Genomic DNA, 17,175 nt, shown 5'->3' with positions numbered 1-17,175 from the left:
GCGGCTGGCTTGGGTTGGGGCGGGAGCGGCGGCTGTGGCGCAGCGTCTGGCTTGGGTTGGGGCGTGAGCGGCGGCTGTGGCGCAGCGTCTGGCTTGGGTTGGGGCGTCAGCGGTGGCTGCGGCGCAGCGTCTGGCTTGGGTTGGGGCGTGAGCGGTGGCTGCGGCGCAGCGTCTGGCTTGGGTTGGGGCGTGAGCGGTGGCTGTGGCGCAGCGTCTGGCTTGGGTTGGGGCGTGAGCGGCGGCCGCACGCCTTTGTCATGCTCGGAGCGGGTGTCAGGGCAGTGACAATGGTTGACATTGACCTCCACTTTCACCTGCGCATTGGCATTGTTGGTAACTTTGACATCGGGTTGGGGAAACGGAGGTAGAACGCCCGGAATGGCTTTAGGCGTAATCACACTCAGCCCGCCATCATCTATTTTGACCTTTGGCTGCTCTGCAGCATCTGGCGAGACCTTGGGTAACGGGTTCGCCCCAGGCTTCACTTTCAGCGGGTCTGCCGCGTCGGGAGCCACCTTCGGCAACGGGTTCGCCTCTGCCTTCACTTTGGGCTGCTCTGCCGCGTCGGGCGCCACCTTCGGCTGCGGGTTCGCCTCTGCCTTCACTTTTGGCTGCTCTGCCGCATCGGGCGCTACCTTCGGCAACGGGTTCGCCTCTGCCTTCACTTTTGGCTGCTCTGCCGCGTCGGGCGCCACCTTCGGCAACGGGTTCGCCTCTGGTTTCACTTTGGGCTGGTCTGCCGCGTCGGGCGCCACCTTCGGCTGCGGGGTCGCCTCTGGTTTCACTTTTGGCTGGTCTGCTGCATTCGGCGCAACTTTCGGCAACGCGCTTGAATCCGTACTCGTTTTGTCGTTAGGCGCGGCATCCGGCTTGACCTTGGCTTTGGCCGCCGTATCGGAAGCGGCCTTGAGGTCGGGAGTTACATCTTTCCCCGACAGCATTTCGCGCATGGCTTTGAAGACTTGTTCAAGCATGTCAAATAACTTTGAAAGCGCGCGGGCGTTAATCATCATTTCGCCCTGCGGCCCTCGGGTAATATCTTGCTGGGTAGCCGGCGGGATAACTTTTGAATCAGTCGCCGGTGTAGAGAGTGTTGCAGCGCTTTTTGGGAGTGTGGGCGTTTGTGGGTCTTGGGGAGTTGTATCGAACTTTACATAGGGCGAATTATTAATCGAGAAAGACATATCAAATTCCTTAGTCAGCGCAGCCAGGCGGTGAACACCTGGGACAGCGATAGGATTTATAGAGGCTGAATACAACCGCGTTGCATCTCAGTCCCCTAATTCGTGGAAACTGACGCTATCGAGTTCCACAAATCGCGCCTCACATAAGGAAAGAAAAGCAAACTTTCAGACTTTGCCTCATCGCCACCTGGAGCCAGCCGTGATTTATCGTGCCCGCACCTTCTCGCGACAGACATATGCACTTATAAACCGAGAGACCTGTCACTCAGCGACATAATTAACCGTACTTTCAAACGAATGCCTGTGATAGTTCACGCGTACAGGCATACCCCCACTCCACGGGTTGGTTTATCAACTCGAATAACGACAGTGACTGTCAGAATATTTCAGCGGTAACGTTTAAACGTATTAAAACGCAAAAATGCTCCTTATCTTTCGATAAGGAGCATTCGTTTGAAATGCAGGCAGACAATTTCCGGGGTCAGGCGGCAACCGCAGGACTCATCCCCAATAAACGGCTGACCTGGTCAAGTTCAGTTTCGCGGCGCAGGGCGGTAAACAGTGCCACCGCTTCCGGGTAATTGCGCGTCAACATCGCCAGCCACTGTTTCAGTCGCCCCGGTGCCTGCCGCTCGGTCAGTTGCGCTACCGATTGGGTCCAGAAGTCCTGAAGCAGGGGCTGCAGTTGCGCCCAGGTCATTTCCACCACTTCCTCACCTGCGCGTGCCGCGGCGATCTGGCGTGCCAGGTCAGGACGCGCAACCAGGCCGCGACCGAGCATGATGTCTTCGACGCCGCTGATTTCCCGGCAACGCCGCCAGTCTTCGACACTCCAGATATCACCGTTGGCGAACACCGGCACCTTGACCACGTCCTGCACGCGAGGGATCCACTCCCAGTGCGCAGGCGGCTTGTAACCATCAGTCTTGGTCCGCGCATGCACCACAATGTGCGCCGCGCCGCCCTCGGCCAGGGCGGTTGCGCAGACCAGTGCGCCGTCCGGGCTGTCGAAACCCAGGCGCATCTTGGCAGTGACCGGAATATGCGCGGGAACAGCGCGGCGTACGTGTTCGACGATCTGGTTGAGCAGCTCCGGCTCCTTGAGCAGCACCGCCCCGCCACGCGACTTGTTGACGGTCTTGGCCGGGCAGCCGAAGTTCAGGTCGATGACCTGCGAGCCCAACTCGCAGGCGAGCGCGGCGTTTTCCGCCAGGCACACCGGGTCCGAGCCGAGCAACTGCACGCGCAGAGGCACGCCGGCAGCGGTATGGGCACCGTGCAGCAGTTCCGGAGCGAGCTTGTGAAAATACGCCGGGGTGAGCAAGCGGTCGTTGACGCGGATGAACTCGGTCACGCACCAGTCGATACCGCCGACTCGGGTCAGCACGTCCCGCAGGATGTTGTCGACCAACCCCTCCATGGGCGCCAAAGCAATTTGCATGGAAAACACTCAACAAAAATCGTGGCGCAGTTTACTGGGTTTCCCACGGTAACCGTTAACCCCCTGTCAGGGCGGGGCCATAACCGTCGAGAAACTCGGGCGGCATGCGCTTGGGCTTGCCGGTGGACAGTTCGATGCACACAAAGGTGGTCTGCGCCCGCAACAGCGTGGCGCCATCGCGTGGGCGCAGCAGCTGGAAGCGCCGGGTCATTTTCAGGCGCTGGTCCCAGTCGACGATCCAGGTCGCCAGTTGCAGCTCGTCGCCCTCGTAGCCGGCCGCCAGGTAATCGATTTCATGCCGCACCACGGCCATGGCGCGATCCAGGCGGCGGTATTCGGTGAGATCCAGCCCCAGGCGCTGTGAGTGGCGCCAGGCGCAGCGCTCCAGCCAGGACACGTACACCGCGTTATTGGCGTGCCCGAGGCCGTCGATGTCTTCAGGGGCGACCTGCAGATCGATGATAAACGGCGTTGCCAAATCCCAGCCCATGCCTTGCTCCCAGTCGATTAATGTCGGCGGGGAGCAGTGTATCAGGCGGTTTGCCGCTCCTGTAGACGACGGCCGGCCAACAGTGTCAGCACCCCGTCGATCACGCGGGGATCGGCCAGTACTTTCTGGTGACCGCCCTGCTCCAGGCGCAGCAGGCGGCTGTCGAACCAGGCTTCATGGATGGCTTGCGATGCCTTGACCGGCACGAAGGTATCGTCTTCGGCGTGCACGATCAGGCCGGGGATATTCATCTGGTAGTGGGCCACATCCAGATGCTTGAGCGGCATGCCGAAGGTCAGCTCTACTTCCTGGATAAACGCCGAACGCGCCCGCGCCGGCAACCCGACCATCTGGGTGAAGCCGCGCAGCACATCCAGAAAGCGCGACGGCGCGGCAATGCTCACCAACGCCTCGGTACGCAGCCCCAACTGCACCGCCAGCATCGCACTGGCGCCGCCCATCGAATGGCCGATCACCGCGTGCAACGGTGGCAGTTCCGCCGCTGCCTCCAGCATGGCACGCGCAAAGAGCAGCACATGCGCTTCTCGCCCCGGGGAACGCCCGTGGGCGGGACCGTCCAGGGCAATCACGGAGTAGCCGTTGTCCACCAACGCGGTGATCAAGCTGGCGAACTGCGTGGGGCGCCCTTCCCAACCGTGCATCAACAGCACCGCCGGGCCCTGGCCCCAACGCAAAGCCGACAAGCCGAAACGCAAAGTGATGCGCTCCGATTGCGCCAGCAGCGGCAGCTCCCAGTCACGCGGCGGCAGGTCGCGTGGAGTCATGAAGGCGCGACGCATCTTGTTGGCCACCGTGTGCGGTGCCAGGTGCCCCAGCGTGCCATTGATGCGACGAATCCAGGTCAATGTGCCCATCCTGCAAGCCCTCTCCTTAACGCACCGCCGACTTGGCCGCGCGTAACACTCGATCCGACAACTCACCCGGCCCCAGCGCGCGGGCCAAGGCCAGGCCACCAATCATCAGCGCCATGTCCGCCAGGGCTTTATCGGTGTCTTCGGGGCTGGCAGCGAGTTGAGCGGCCATCAGCTCCACGTGTTCGTTCAGCGCATCGCGAAAAGCGTCGGGCAAACGGGCCATCTCGCCGACGGTGGCCGGGATCGGGCACGCCTGGGCAGTTGAGTCACGGTGCTTGCGGGACAGGTAAAACGCCGCCACCAGCCCCCTGCGTTCTTCGCCGGTCAGCTGTGCATCCATATCGTCGATCGATGCACGACGCCGGGCCAGTAACTGAGTGAAGGCCTCCAGCATCAGCGCGTCCTTGCTTTCAAAGTGCGCGTAGAAACCGCCGACGGTCAGCCCCGCCGCGCCCATGACTTCACCCACGCTCGGCTCGGCCGGGCCACGCTGGATCAACGCGGCGCTGGCGGCTTGCAGAATACGTTCGCGGGTTTGCGCTTTTTTATCGTTCATCGTTGCCTCCGTCTTTCATGGGTTGAATATTATTACCATAATAATATTTCGCAAGCGACAGGCATGACCGCTGGTCAGAACACAGGAAGGGGAATGAGAAGAGGATTGGCCAAACGCCAGACAAACAAAAGGGCCATTCAATAATTGAATGACCCTTAAAAATCCCGCAGAGCGGGTAATCGTGGCGTCCCCTAGGGGACTCGAACCCCTGTTACCGCCGTGAAAGGGCGGTGTCCTAGGCCACTAGACGAAGGGGACACAAACCTTCTATACAACTGATCAGTGCTGAGTACTGATCGATTCAAGGCCGGTGTGGCCAGACCTTGAACCTGTAAATTGGTGGAGCTAAACGGGATCGAACCGTTGACCTCTTGCATGCCATGCAAGCGCTCTCCCAGCTGAGCTATAGCCCCGGATTTTTCGTCTCGCGACGCAGCAGGCCTTGCGAACTGCTTGTTGAAACTGGCGTCCCCTAGGGGACTCGAACCCCTGTTACCGCCGTGAAAGGGCGGTGTCCTAGGCCACTAGACGAAGGGGACAAAACCTTCTGTACAACAGATCAGGGCTGAGACCTGATCGATTCAAGGACGGTGTGGCCAGACCTTGAACCTGTAAATTGGTGGAGCTAAACGGGATCGAACCGTTGACCTCTTGCATGCCATGCAAGCGCTCTCCCAGCTGAGCTATAGCCCCTCATCGGTGAGGACGGGGCGAATCTTAATGGCGGTTTGAAAGGCTGTCAAATTTATTTTCAACAATTTTCAAAATTTTTTGCCGGGATAACAATCACTTACCGTTAAAACCCCGGAAAACCGGGGTTTTAACGTTACTGCTCGTTGCTTAAGCGATAGCGCCCAGCAGCTTTTCCCATTCCTTGTTTTCTTTCTTCGACACACCACCAAGCAAATCAAGGGCTTGGCGCAGACGGAAACGCGTCAGGTCCGGGCCGAGAATTTCCATCGCATCGAGCACCGACACCGAGCTGGCCTGCCCGGTGATCGCGGCAAACATCAGCGGCATCGCATCGCGCAATTTCAGCTCGAGAGACTCGACCACCGCCTGGATTGTCGCGGTAATTGCATCCTTCTCCCACTCGCGCAGGCTTTCCAGCTTCCACAGGATCAACTGCATCAGTTGGCGAACCTGGTCGCCCGAAAGCTTCTTGGATTCAAACAGCTTGGGATCCGGGTTCACGCCGCCGGCAAAGAAGAAACTGGCCAGCGGCGCGACCTGGCTGAACGTCTCCACCCTGCCCTGCACCAGCGGCGCGATCTTCATCATGTACTCAGGGTTCAACGCCCACTGCTGCACACGGCTGGCGAACTCTTCCACCGGCAAGTCACGCAGCCACTGGCCATTGAGCCAGGACAGCTTCTCGATATCGAAGATCGGCCCGCCCAGCGACACGCGGGACAGGTCAAAGTTGTCGACCATTTCCTGCAGCGAGAACTTCTCGCGCTCGTCCGGCATTGACCAGCCCATGCGGCCCAGGTAGTTGAGCATCGCTTCCGGCATGAAGCCCATGCGCTCGTAGAAGGTCACCGAGGTCGGGTTCTTGCGCTTGGACAGCTTGCTCTTGTCCGGGTTACGCAGCAGCGGCATGTAGCACAGCTGCGGCTGCTCCCAGCCGAAGTACTCGTAGAGCAGGATCAATTTGGGCGCCGACGGCAACCACTCTTCGCCACGCAGCACGTGGGTGATGCCCATCAGGTGGTCGTCGACCACGTTGGCGAGGAAGTACGTCGGCAGGCCGTCGGTCTTCATCAGCACCTGCATGTCCATGCGGTCCCACGGGATCTCGACGTCACCGCGCAGCATGTCCGGCACCACGCACACGCCTTCGCTCGGCACTTTCATGCGGATCACATGCGGCTCGCCAGCGGCCAGGCGGCGGGCCACTTCTTCCTTCGACAGCAGCAGTGCACGGCCGTCGTAGCGCGGGGTTTCGCCACGGGCCTGTTGCTCGGCACGCATCTGGTCGAGTTCTTCGGCGGTGCAGAAGCACGGGAACGCGTGGCCCATATCGACCAGTTGCTGGGTGTATTGCTTGTAGATGTCGCTGCGCTCGCTCTGGCGATACGGGCCGTGCGGGCCGCCAACGTCCGGGCCTTCTGCCCAGGTGATGCCCAACCAGCGCAAGGCCTCGAAAATCTGCTGTTCCGACTCGCGGGTCGAACGCAGTTGGTCGGTGTCTTCGATCCGCAGGATGAATTCACCGCCGTGCTGCTTGGCAAAGCAGTAGTTGAACAAGGCGATGTAGGCAGTGCCGACGTGGGGATCCCCAGTAGGCGATGGCGCGATGCGCGTGCGGACGGTGGTCATGGCAGGTCTCGAATGGGCGATATAACTGAAATTGAAACAAGGGGCGAATGGTAACAGCCCCAGGCACCCCGGCTCCAGCACAAGGGCATAGTGGCCAAGCTTCGGTCTGAAGGTGTGCCATGGCTATTTGCCAGATGCGCGGCTGGCTATATTCCATTACCTCTTGTTACAGACATCCTGCCCATGCCTGCCCCACTCAAACGCCGCCTGTTTATCTTTGTGTTTATCGTGACCCTGATTGCCCTGGGTTTCTTCGCCCAGTGGTTCTTCAGGGGCCGCTTCTATGAAAGCACCGACAACGCCTACGTGCAGGGCGAAATCACCCGTGTGTCGAGCCAACTGGGCGCGCGGATTGTCGAGGTGCTGGTCGGCGACAACGAGCACGTGCAAAAAGGCCAGTTGCTGGTGAAGCTCGAAGGCGATGACTTCCACCTGGCCGTCGACCGCGCCAACGCCGCCCTGGCCATGCGTGAAGCCGAGCGCGTCCAGGCGCAGAGCAAGCTCACCCAGCAAGCCAGCCTGATCGCTGCCGGCGCGGCCAAGGTCGCGTCCAGCCAGGCCAGCCTGGGGCGCTCGCAGATCGACTTGTCGCGCGCGCAAACCCTGCGCGGGCCCGGCTACGTCTCGGAAGAACGCGTGACCACCCTCTCCGCCGACAATCACATCGCCCGCTCCCAGGTGAGCATGGCCGAGGCCGATCTGCAGGGCCAGCGCCAGCAGGTGAATGCCCTGAACGCCGAGATCAAGCGCCTCGACGCCATGATCGTCAACGCGAAGACCGACCTTGCCCAGGCCGAACTCAACCTGACCCGCAGCGAAATCCATGCGCCGATCAGTGGCCTGGTCGGCCAGCGCGCCGCACGCAATGGCCAATACGTGCAGGCCGGCGCCTACCTGCTATCAATCGTCCCCGACCAGGACATCTGGATCCAGGCCAACTTCAAGGAAACCCAGATCGGCCATATGCAACCGGGGCAACACGCCGAGCTGACCTTCGACGCTTATGGCGACACGCCCATCGCGGCGCGGGTCGACAGCCTGTTCGCCGCCTCCGGGGCCCAGTTCAGCCTGTTGCCGCCGGACAATGCCACCGGCAACTTCACCAAAGTCGTCCAACGCATTCCGGTAAAGCTCACGTTTGCGCCGGATAACCCGCTGCAGGGCAAGATTCGCCCTGGCATGTCTGTCACCGTCAAAGTGAACATCAAAGACCAGCCCGATGGCCGGTGATCAACTGCTGCGCCCGGTCGGCGAACCGACCCGGCGCGACTGGATCGCGGTCATGAGCGTGATGCTCGGCGCCTTCATGGCCGTGCTCGACATCCAGATCACCAACTCGTCGCTCAAGGATATCCAGGGTGCGCTGTCAGCCACACTGGAAGAAGGCTCGTGGATTTCCACCTCCTACCTCGTCGCCGAAATCATCATGATCCCCCTCACCGCCTGGCTGGTGCAGCTGCTCTCGGCACGGCGCCTGGCCGTGTGGGTGTCGGTGGGTTTCCTGATCGCCTCATTGATGTGCTCCATGGCCTGGAGCCTGGAAAGCATGATCGTGTTCCGCGCCTTGCAGGGCTTCACTGGCGGTGCGCTGATCCCGCTGGCGTTCACCCTCACCTTGATCAAGCTGCCCGAGCACCACCGCGCCAAAGGCATGGCGATGTTCGCGATGACGGCCACTTTCGCCCCGTCCATCGGCCCGACCATCGGCGGTTGGCTCACCGAAAACTGGGGCTGGGAGTACATTTTCTACATCAACGTGCCACCGGGCCTGGTGATGATCGCCGGGCTGCTCTATGGCCTGGAGAAAAAGCCGTCGAATTGGGACTTGCTGAAAAGCACCGACTACCTGGGCATCGTCACCCTGGCCATTGGCCTGGGCTGTTTGCAGGTGTTTCTGGAAGAGGGTCATCGCAAGGACTGGCTTGAATCGAGCCTGATCGTCAGCCTTGGCAGCGTCGCGCTGCTCAGCCTGATCACCTTTGTCATCGTGCAACTGTCCAAGCCCAACCCACTGATCAACCTGGGTATCCTGGCCAACCGTAATTTCGGCCTCTCGAGCATTTCCAGCCTGGGCATGGGTGTGGGGCTGTATGGCTCGATCTACCTGCTGCCGCTGTACCTGGCGCAGATCCAGAACTACAACGCGCTGCAGATCGGCGAAGTGATCATGTGGATGGGCGTGCCCCAGTTGTTCCTGATTCCGCTGGTGCCCAAGCTGATGAAGTACGTGTCGCCCAAGTGGCTGTGCACGCTAGGCTTTGGCCTGTTCGGCCTGGCGAGTTTTTCCTCGGGGGTGCTCAACCCGGACTTTGCCGGTAGCCAGTTCAACCAGATCCAAATCATCCGCGCCCTCGGCCAGCCGCTGATCATGGTGACCATCTCGCTGATCGCCACCGCCTACATCCTGCCCCAGGACGCGGGTTCGGCGTCGAGCCTGTTCAACATCCTGCGCAACCTCGGCGGCGCCATCGGCATTGCGCTGCTGGCAACCTTGCTGGATGCGCGCACCAAGACCTACTTCGATTATCTACGCGAGGCGATCGTGCCGACCAATCCGCAGGTGGCGGAGCGGATGGCGACGCTGACCGAGAAGTTCGGCAACGAGACGGCGGCATTGGGCAAGTTGAGTGAGATTGCGCACCAGCAGGCGCAGATCATGGCCTATAACGATGCGTTTCATTTTGTCGGGCTGGCGCTGGGGATCAGCATGTTGGCGATATTGTTGACCAAGGCGTTGCCGGCGGGGCTCAAGGCGGGGGAAGCGCATTAGACCGAGTCGCCGCCTTCGCAGGCAAGCCAGCTCCCACAGTTAAGCGCGTCGTCCAGGCGAACGCGGTCAACTGTGGGAGCTGGCTTGCCTGCGATGAGGCCCTTCCAGACGCTACACCTCAAACAGCCAGCAGACGCTCACACAACTTGCCAATCTCATCACGCGTCTGCGCGGCAGCCTCGAACTCCAGGTCCCGCGCGAGCGGGTACAGCTCCCACAGTTAAGCGCGTCGCCCAGGCGAACGCGGTCAACTGTGGGAGCTGGCTTGCCTGCGATGAGGCCCTTCCAGACGCTGCACCTCAAACAGCCAGCAGACGCTCACGCAGCTTGCCAATCTCATCACGCGTCTGCGCGGTAGCCTCGAACTCAAGGTCCCAAGCGAGCAGATACAGCCCCCACAGTGAAAGCGTCGTCCAGGCGAACGCAGTCAACTGTGGGAGCTGGCTTGCCTGCGATGAGGCCCTTCCAACCGCTACACCTCAAACAGCCAACAAGCGCTCACGCAGCTTGCCAATCTCATCACGCGTCTGCGCCGCAGCCTCGAACTCCAGGTCCCGCGCGAGCGGGTACAGCTCCCACAGTTAAACGCGTCGCCCAGGCGAACGCGGTCAACTGTGGGAGCTGGCTTGCCTGCGATGAGGCCCTTCCAGACGCTGCACCTCAAACAGCCAGCAGACGCTCACGCAACTTGCCAATCTCATCACGCGTCTGCGCGGTAGCCTCGAACTCAAGGTCCCGAGCGAGCAGATACAGCCCCCACAGTGAAAGCGTCGTCCAGGCGAACGCGGTCAACTGTGGGAGCTGGCTTGCCTGCGATGAGGCCCTTCCAGACGCTACACCTCAAACAGCCAGCAGACGCTCACGCAACTTGCCGATCTCATCACGCGTCTGCGCCGCAGCCTCGAACTCCAGGTCCCGCGCGAGCTGGTACATCTTCTCTTCCAGCTGCCGGATGCGCTTGGTGATCTCACTCGGCGAGCGCAGTTCGTTTTCGTACTTGGCGCTTTCCTCGGCAGCCTTGGCCATGCCCTTGCGCTTCTTGCTGCGCGAGCCGGGCACCGTGGCGCCTTCCATGATGTCGGCGACATCCTTGAACACGCCCTTGGGGGTGATGCCATTTTCCAGGTTGAACGCAATCTGCTTGTCGCGACGCCGCTGGGTCTCACCAATCGCGCGCTCCATGGACCCGGTGATGCGGTCCGCGTAGAGAATCGCCCGACCGTTGAGGTTACGCGCCGCGCGGCCGATGGTCTGGATCAGCGAACGCTCGGAACGCAGGAAGCCCTCCTTGTCGGCATCGAGGATCGCCACCAGCGACACTTCCGGCATGTCCAGGCCTTCACGCAGCAGGTTGATGCCCACCAGCACATCAAAGGTGCCGAGGCGCAGGTCGCGGATGATTTCCACGCGCTCCACGGTATCGATGTCCGAGTGCAGGTAACGCACGCGCACGCCGTGGTCGGCCAGGTAGTCGGTCAAGTCTTCGGACATGCGCTTGGTCAGCGTAGTGACCAATACGCGCTCTTCGAGGGCCACGCGCTTGGTGATTTCCGAAAGCAGGTCGTCGACCTGGGTCAGCGCCGGGCGAATTTCGATTTCCGGGTCAACCAGGCCGGTCGGGCGCACCAGTTGCTCGATCACACGGCCAGCATGCTCGGCCTCGTAGTTGCCCGGCGTTGCCGACACGAAGATGGTCTGCGGGCTGATGCTTTCCCATTCGTCAAAACGCATCGGCCGGTTGTCCAGCGCCGACGGCAGACGGAAGCCGTATTCCACCAAGGTCTCTTTACGCGAACGGTCGCCCTTATACATGGCGCCGACCTGCGGCACGCTGACGTGGGATTCGTCGATTACCAGCAGCGCGTCGGCCGGCAGGTAGTCGTACAGCGTCGGCGGCGGCGCACCGGATTCGCGGCCCGAGAGGTAGCGCGAGTAGTTTTCGATGCCGTTGCAGTAGCCCAGCTCCAGGATCATCTCCAGGTCGAAACGGGTGCGCTGCTCCAGGCGCTGGGCTTCCACCAGCTTGTTGTTGGAGCGCAGGTATTCGAGGCGCTCGGCCAGCTCGGTCTTGATGCCTTCGATGGCGCCCAGCAGGGTTTCGCGCGGCGTCACGTAGTGGCTTTTCGGATAGAAGGTAAAACGCGGCAGCTTGCGGATGACTTCGCCGGTCAACGGGTCAAAGGCCGACAGGCTCTCGACTTCATCATCGAACAGCTCGATGCGGATCGCTTCCAGGTCGGATTCGGCCGGGTAGATGTCAATCACATCGCCGCGCACGCGGAAGGTGGCGCGGGCAAAGTCCATGTCGTTGCGGGTGTATTGCAGGTCCGCCAGGCGGCGCAGCAAGGCGCGCTGGTCGAGTTTGTCGCCGCGATCGACGTGCAGCACCATCTTCAGATAGGTTTCCGGGCTGCCCAGGCCATAGATGCACGACACCGTGGTGACGATGATCGCGTCCTTGCGCTCCAGCAGCGCCTTGGTTGCCGACAGCCGCATCTGCTCGATGTGGTCGTTGATCGAGGCGTCCTTCTCGATAAAGGTATCGGAAGACGGCACATAGGCTTCGGGCTGGTAGTAGTCGTAGTAGGAAACGAAGTACTCCACCGCGTTGTTCGGGAAGAACGCCTTGAACTCGCCATACAACTGCGCGGCCAGGGTCTTGTTCGGCGCCAGCACCAAGGTGGGACGGTTGATCTGCGCGATCACGTTGGCAATGCTGAAGGTCTTGCCTGAACCGGTCACCCCGAGCAAGGTCTGGTGCGCCAGGCCGGCCTCGATGCCTTCGACCATCTGGCGAATGGCCTCGGGCTGGTCGCCAGCAGGTTCAAAGCGGGTGACTAGTTGGAAATCCGACATAACGTACCTCTTGGAGTCACCCCAGACTGTAAACCCGTCGGGGACGAATAAGACCACAACCCGCGAAGATTCAGAGCGGGCCGTAGGAAAAAACCATGATAGCCGTAGAAGTGGTGGCGAATGTGGCGGGTTTCAAGGCAATCATCTGACCTGCCGTCCGGGAGCAATGTTGCAATACGACTAACGGTGGGCAAATAAACCGAAAAACTTGGCCGAAAAGCCGTTTCGGCTGTCGCCCTTGGCGGTGATGGCCTCTATACTAGCTCCCCGTTTGTGCACCGCTCTAGTGCATTCGGCTGGAGCGCGACACGTCCCTCCTTTCCCCCAAAGAGCTGCCGCAAAAATGAGCCTGTTCTCCGCTGTCGAAATGGCACCACGCGATCCAATCCTGGGCCTCAACGAAGCATTCAACGCCGATACACGAACCACCAAGGTCAACCTTGGCGTGGGCGTTTACTGCAACGAGGAGGGGAAAATTCCACTCTTGCGTGCCGTTGCCGAAGCGGAAGCCATTCGCGTGGCGCAACATGCCGCCCGTGGCTACTTGCCGATCGACGGCATCGTGGCCTACGACCAGGCCGTGCAGAAACTGCTGTTCGGCGCTGAGTCGCCGCTGCTGAGCGCCGGCCGCGTCATCACCGCCCAAGCGGTTGGCGGCACCGGCGCCCTGAAGATCGGCGCGGACTTCCTCAAGCAACTGCTGCCCAACGCTGTCGTTGCCATCAGCGACCCAAGCTGGGAAAACCACCAGGCGCTGTTCGAAAAAGCCGGCTTCCCGGTACAGACCTACCGCTACTACGACGCCGCCACCCACGACGTGAACCGTGCCGGCCTGCTCGAAGACCTCAACGCCCTGCCACCACAGTCCATCGTGGTGCTGCACGCGTGCTGCCACAACCCGACCGGCGTCGACCTGAGCCCGGCCGACTGGCAAAACGTGCTGGACGTGGTCAAGGCCAAGAACCTCGTGCCATTCCTCGACATGGCCTACCAGGGCTTTGGCGACGGCATCCACGAAGACGCCGCTGCGGTGCGCCTGTTCGCTGAATCGGGCCTGACCTTCTTTGTGTCCAGCTCGTTCTCCAAGTCGTTCTCGCTGTACGGCGAACGTGTGGGCGCGCTGTCGATCGTCAGCGAATCCAAGGAAGAAAGCGCGCGCATCCTGTCCCAGGTCAAGCGTGTGATCCGCACCAACTACTCCAACCCGCCGACCCACGGCGCGGCAATTGTGGCTGCGGTGCTGAACAACCCGGAGCTGCGCGCCCAGTGGGAAGCCGAACTGGCTGAAATGCGCCTGCGCATCCGTGGCATGCGCGAGCAGATGGTCGCCGAACTGGCCAAGGCTGCTCCGGGCCACGACTTCAGCTTCGTCGGTCGCCAGCGCGGGATGTTCTCCTACTCCGGCCTGACCGTTGAGCAAGTCACCCGCTTGCGCACCGAGTTTGGCATCTACGCGCTGGATACCGGGCGTATCTGCGTGGCAGCGTTGAACCAGTCGAACATTGGTGCCGTGACGAAGGCGATTGTTCAGGTGCTGTAAACCTGAAACGGCTGTGAAGAGGGGGAAGCCATTCATGGGCTTCCCCTTTTTTATTGGCTGTGGCGAGCGAGCTTGCAAAAAATTCACTGGCCGCAGCACTCAGCCCCTAGACTGACCCCTGACTGCCCCTTTGCTGTGAGAGCCTTATGAGAAACGACGACCTGGACCTGCGCGCCGACCGCGACGAACTGCATGACTACACCCCGCGCGCCCCGCAAGCCAAGCGCCAGAAAAGCCTGGTGCTGCAAGTGGCCCTGGGGGTGTTCCTCGGCGGGCTGGCGCTGTGGCTGGTGCAGCTCGGCGCGACAGCTATCATGGCCAAGCTGGCCATGGGCACCCTGCAATTTGGCGGCTGACACATCCTGTAGGGGCTGGCTTGCCAGCTCCTACAAAGGGGTTACGCGTTCTTCCAGCAGCTTCACGAAGCTGTTCAAGCTCTGCGACACCGTGCCTCGGCGCCAGATCAGCCAGGTATTCAGGATGCGGAACGAGTCTGCAAGCGGCCACACACTCACCGCCGCAAACCCCGGCATGCTCTCCAGCATGCTGCGCGGCATCAGCGCCAGCCCGGCACCGGCGCTGACGCAGGCAAGCATGCCGTGGTACGACTCCATCTCGAAGATCCGCCCCGGCACCGCGCCATCCTGTGAGAACCAGCGCTCGAAGTGGTGCCGGTACGAACAATTCGAGCGAAAGGTATAGATGCTCTCCCCGTTCACATCCTGGCCGCGCGTGATCGGCGCGTGGTGCAACGGCGCGATCACCACCATCTCCTCCTCAAACACCGCCACGCCTTCCAGGGTCGCGTGCAGCACCGGCCCATCGACAAACGCCGCCGCCAGGCGCCCCGAGAGTACGCCCTCGATCATCGTGCCCGACGGCCCGGTGCTCAGGTCCAGCTCGACCTTGGCGTGCTTCTGGTTATACGCCGCCAGCAATGCCGGAATGCGCACTGCCGCAGTACTTTCCAGTGAGCCAAGGGCAAACGCGCCCTGGGGCTCCTCCCCCGCCACGGTGGCACGCGCCTCTTGGACCAGATCGAGAATGCGTCGCGCGTAGCCGAGGAAATTCCAGCCGGCCGGGGACAGGCGCAGGCGGCTCTTCTCGCGGATAAACAACTCCACGCCCAGGTCCTGCTCCAGTTGCTTGATGCGCGTGGTCAGGTTCGACGGCACCCGATGAATAACCTGCGCGGCGGCACTGATGCTGCCCTGCTCGGCAACGGCCTTGAAGATTTCCAGCTGCACCAGGTCCAAATCATTCTCCAATCGTGAACGTATTGCTTAATATTATTCAGTTTCCAGAAAAGATGCAGCCCCGTAGGCTGGACTCATTCCACTTATTCAGCCGGACGGTGCCATGAACGCTATTTCTCACCAGACCCACGCCCTGTCGATCAACCCCGCCAATGGCGAGACTGTCGGCAGCTACCCTTACGAAACTGCAGCGCAACTGGACGCCGCTCTCGACCGGGCCACCGGTGCATTCCGCACCTGGCGCCGCCAGCCGGTGAGCCAGCGTGCCGAGCTGCTGCTGGCCCTGGCTGGCGCCCTGCGCGAACAAGCCGAAGACATGGCGCAGATGATCACCCTGGAAATGGGCAAGCCCATCGCCCAGGCGCGGGCCGAAATCGAAAAATGCGCGCAACTCGCCGAATGGTACGCCGCCAACGGCCCGGCCATGCTGGCCCCGGAGCCAACCCTGGTCGACAATGGCAGCGCCCAGATCGAATACCGCCCACTGGGCCCGATCCTCGCCGTGATGCCGTGGAACTTCCCGGTCTGGCAAGTGCTGCGCGGTGCCGTGCCGACCATGCTCGCCGGCAACACCTACGTGCTCAAACACGCGCCGAACGTGATGGGCAGCGCCTACCTGATGAAAGCTGCGTTCGACAAAGCCGGCTTCGCTGAAGGCCTGTTCGAAGTGCTCAACGTGACCCAGGATGGCGTGTCCAAGGCCATCGCCGACCCCCGCATCGCCGCCGTGACCCTCACCGGCAGCGTGCGTGCCGGCATCGCCATCGGTTCCCAGGCGGGTGCTGCATTGAAAAAATGCGTGTTGGAACTGGGCGGCTCCGACCCGTTCATCGTGCTCAACGACGCCGACCTCGACGCCGCCGTGCAGGCTGCCGTGATCGGTCGCTTCCAGAACAGCGGCCAAGTCTGCGCCGCCGCCAAGCGCCTGATCATCGAAGCAGGCGTGGTGGAAGCGTTCACCGCGAAATTCCTCGAAGCCAGCCGTGCGTTGGTGATGGGCGATCCGACCTCGCCCCACACCTATGTCGGCCCGATGGCACGCTTCGACCTGCGTGACGAGTTGCACGGCCAGGTCCAGGCCACCCTGGAAGAAGGCGCAACCTTGCTGCTGGGCGGTGACAAAGTACCGGGTGCCGGCAACTACTACGCGCCGACCGTGCTGGCGGGTGTCACCGACCAGATGACTTCGTTCAAGCAGGAACTGTTCGGCCCGGTAGCCTCGATCATCACCGCCCGCGACGCCGACCACGCCGTGGCCCTGGCCAACGACAGCGAGTTCGGCCTGACCGCGAGCATCTTTACCACTGACGCAGCCAAGGCGCGGGAGATCGCCAACCAGCTGGAAACCGGCGGGATCTTCGTCAACGCGTTCAGCGTGTCCGACCCTCGGGTGGCATTTGGTGGGGTGAAAAAGAGCGGCTTCGGGCGCGAGTTGTCGCACTTCGGCGTGCGGGAATTCTGCAATGCGCAGACAGTTTGGCTGGATCGCAAGTAAGCCGGGTCAGCACGACTGCCGGCTTGTCGTGGTGAGCAGGCTTGCCCTGCGTTGGGGTGCGAAGCGCCCCCATGAATCCCACCGCATCGTTTCAGGAAATCCGTGGTGTGAGGTTTTAGGGCTGCTTCGCAGCCCAACGCAGGGCAAGCCTGCTCACCACAATTAGCCTGCTGGGCCTGCGCATTGGTGCCTGAGTAGTGAATCTGCATACCTTTCAGATCCAACCCATCACAGGCGTTGCCGATCACGGCCATCTCAATGGGTTGCTGTGGTGAGCAGGCTTGCCCTGCGTTGGGGTGCGAAGCGCCCCCATGAATCCCACCGCATCGTTTCAGGCACACCGTGGTGTGAGGTTTTAGGGCTGCTTCGCAGCCTAACGCAGGGCAAGCC

The 17,175-nt window shown here is 61.6% G+C and carries 12 protein-coding genes, 4 tRNA genes and 1 pseudogene; 5 read left to right on the top strand and 12 right to left on the bottom strand.

The window, feature by feature from the left end:
* From QMX97_RS27895 to gltX, 10 genes and pseudogenes are all read right to left on the bottom strand, one after another.
* Positions 1-1,184 (bottom strand): annotated as a pseudogene (locus tag QMX97_RS27895) (hypothetical protein); the annotation flags it as partial.
* A 481-nt stretch (positions 1,185-1,665) separates the two neighbouring features.
* Positions 1,666-2,625, bottom strand: coding sequence for a tRNA-dihydrouridine synthase (locus QMX97_RS27890; protein WP_106803171.1), 960 nt, complete (start codon positions 2,623-2,625; stop codon positions 1,666-1,668).
* 55 nt (positions 2,626-2,680) lie between these two features.
* On the bottom strand, positions 2,681-3,115 hold the full coding sequence (locus QMX97_RS27885; protein WP_065904515.1) for a thioesterase family protein: 435 nt from the start codon (positions 3,113-3,115) through the stop codon (positions 2,681-2,683).
* 41 nt (positions 3,116-3,156) lie between these two features.
* Positions 3,157-3,990, bottom strand: coding sequence for an alpha/beta fold hydrolase (locus QMX97_RS27880; RefSeq protein WP_282397962.1), 834 nt, complete (start codon positions 3,988-3,990; stop codon positions 3,157-3,159).
* Positions 3,991-4,006: 16 nt separating this feature from the next.
* Positions 4,007-4,546, bottom strand: coding sequence for a TetR/AcrR family transcriptional regulator (locus QMX97_RS27875; RefSeq protein ID WP_065904511.1), 540 nt, complete (start codon positions 4,544-4,546; stop codon positions 4,007-4,009).
* Between the two features lie 182 nt (positions 4,547-4,728).
* Positions 4,729-4,804: transfer RNA gene (locus tag QMX97_RS27870), tRNA-Glu, on the bottom strand.
* Positions 4,805-4,883: 79 nt separating this feature from the next.
* Positions 4,884-4,959: transfer RNA gene (locus tag QMX97_RS27865), tRNA-Ala, on the bottom strand.
* 50 nt (positions 4,960-5,009) lie between these two features.
* Positions 5,010-5,085 (bottom strand) — tRNA-Glu (locus tag QMX97_RS27860).
* Between the two features lie 78 nt (positions 5,086-5,163).
* A tRNA-Ala gene (locus QMX97_RS27855) sits at positions 5,164-5,239 on the bottom strand.
* 147 nt (positions 5,240-5,386) lie between these two features.
* Positions 5,387-6,868: a glutamate--tRNA ligase gene (gltX, locus tag QMX97_RS27850; RefSeq protein WP_282397961.1), complete on the bottom strand. Its 1,482-nt coding sequence runs from the start codon at positions 6,866-6,868 to the stop codon at positions 5,387-5,389.
* Between the two features lie 183 nt (positions 6,869-7,051).
* On the opposite strand from gltX, the gene QMX97_RS27845 reads away from it, so the two are divergent.
* Both QMX97_RS27845 and QMX97_RS27840 read left to right on the top strand, forming a co-directional pair.
* On the top strand, positions 7,052-8,098 hold the full coding sequence (locus QMX97_RS27845; RefSeq protein WP_065904509.1) for an HlyD family secretion protein: 1,047 nt from the start codon (positions 7,052-7,054) through the stop codon (positions 8,096-8,098).
* Complete coding sequence (locus QMX97_RS27840; RefSeq protein ID WP_120449195.1) at positions 8,088-9,638, top strand: MDR family MFS transporter; 1,551 nt, start codon at positions 8,088-8,090, stop codon at positions 9,636-9,638. The genes QMX97_RS27845 and QMX97_RS27840 overlap by 11 nt, the downstream gene beginning before the upstream one ends.
* A gap of 840 nt (positions 9,639-10,478) precedes the next feature.
* Here the strand turns inward: QMX97_RS27840 and uvrB are convergent.
* Positions 10,479-12,494, bottom strand: coding sequence for an excinuclease ABC subunit UvrB (gene uvrB / locus QMX97_RS27835; protein WP_065904495.1), 2,016 nt, complete (start codon positions 12,492-12,494; stop codon positions 10,479-10,481).
* A gap of 343 nt (positions 12,495-12,837) precedes the next feature.
* On the opposite strand from uvrB, the gene QMX97_RS27830 reads away from it, so the two are divergent.
* A complete protein-coding gene (locus QMX97_RS27830) occupies positions 12,838-14,034 on the top strand; it encodes an amino acid aminotransferase (RefSeq protein WP_034116881.1) in 1,197 nt (398 codons plus the stop codon).
* 146 nt (positions 14,035-14,180) lie between these two features.
* Positions 14,181-14,390, top strand: a complete 210-nt coding sequence (locus QMX97_RS27825) for a hypothetical protein (protein ID WP_017138724.1) — start codon at positions 14,181-14,183, stop codon at positions 14,388-14,390.
* A 30-nt stretch (positions 14,391-14,420) separates the two neighbouring features.
* Here the strand turns inward: QMX97_RS27825 and QMX97_RS27820 are convergent, their stop codons facing one another.
* Positions 14,421-15,290, bottom strand: a complete 870-nt coding sequence (locus QMX97_RS27820; RefSeq protein ID WP_065904494.1) for a LysR family transcriptional regulator — start codon at positions 15,288-15,290, stop codon at positions 14,421-14,423.
* A 103-nt stretch (positions 15,291-15,393) separates the two neighbouring features.
* Here QMX97_RS27820 and QMX97_RS27815 point away from each other — a divergent pair, with 103 nt between their 5' ends.
* Positions 15,394-16,785: an aldehyde dehydrogenase family protein gene (locus tag QMX97_RS27815; RefSeq protein ID WP_065904493.1), complete on the top strand. Its 1,392-nt coding sequence runs from the start codon at positions 15,394-15,396 to the stop codon at positions 16,783-16,785.
* Positions 16,786-17,175: the final 390 nt, after the last annotated feature.

The sequence above is a fragment of the Pseudomonas sp. PS01298 genome, assembly GCF_029959745.1.
In the GTDB taxonomy this organism is placed as follows: domain Bacteria; phylum Pseudomonadota; class Gammaproteobacteria; order Pseudomonadales; family Pseudomonadaceae; genus Aquipseudomonas; species Aquipseudomonas aylmerensis.
The sequence above is the reverse complement of the archived record's forward strand: the minus strand, read 5'-3'. Positions and strand labels throughout refer to the sequence as shown.

Coding starts and splice junctions, on each gene's coding strand:
- QMX97_RS27890 (WP_106803171.1), bottom strand. CDS start 2,625: ATGCAAATTGCTTTGGCGCCCATGGAGGGGTTGGTCGACAACATCCTG.
- QMX97_RS27885 (WP_065904515.1), bottom strand. CDS start 3,115: ATGGGCTGGGATTTGGCAACGCCGTTTATCATCGATCTGCAGGTCGCC.
- QMX97_RS27880 (WP_282397962.1), bottom strand. CDS start 3,990: ATGGGCACATTGACCTGGATTCGTCGCATCAATGGCACGCTGGGGCAC.
- QMX97_RS27875 (WP_065904511.1), bottom strand. CDS start 4,546: ATGAACGATAAAAAAGCGCAAACCCGCGAACGTATTCTGCAAGCCGCC.
- gltX (WP_282397961.1), bottom strand. CDS start 6,868: ATGACCACCGTCCGCACGCGCATCGCGCCATCGCCTACTGGGGATCCC.
- QMX97_RS27845 (WP_065904509.1), top strand. CDS start 7,052: ATGCCTGCCCCACTCAAACGCCGCCTGTTTATCTTTGTGTTTATCGTG.
- QMX97_RS27840 (WP_120449195.1), top strand. CDS start 8,088: ATGGCCGGTGATCAACTGCTGCGCCCGGTCGGCGAACCGACCCGGCGC.
- uvrB (WP_065904495.1), bottom strand. CDS start 12,494: ATGTCGGATTTCCAACTAGTCACCCGCTTTGAACCTGCTGGCGACCAG.
- QMX97_RS27830 (WP_034116881.1), top strand. CDS start 12,838: ATGAGCCTGTTCTCCGCTGTCGAAATGGCACCACGCGATCCAATCCTG.
- QMX97_RS27825 (WP_017138724.1), top strand. CDS start 14,181: ATGAGAAACGACGACCTGGACCTGCGCGCCGACCGCGACGAACTGCAT.
- QMX97_RS27815 (WP_065904493.1), top strand. CDS start 15,394: ATGAACGCTATTTCTCACCAGACCCACGCCCTGTCGATCAACCCCGCC.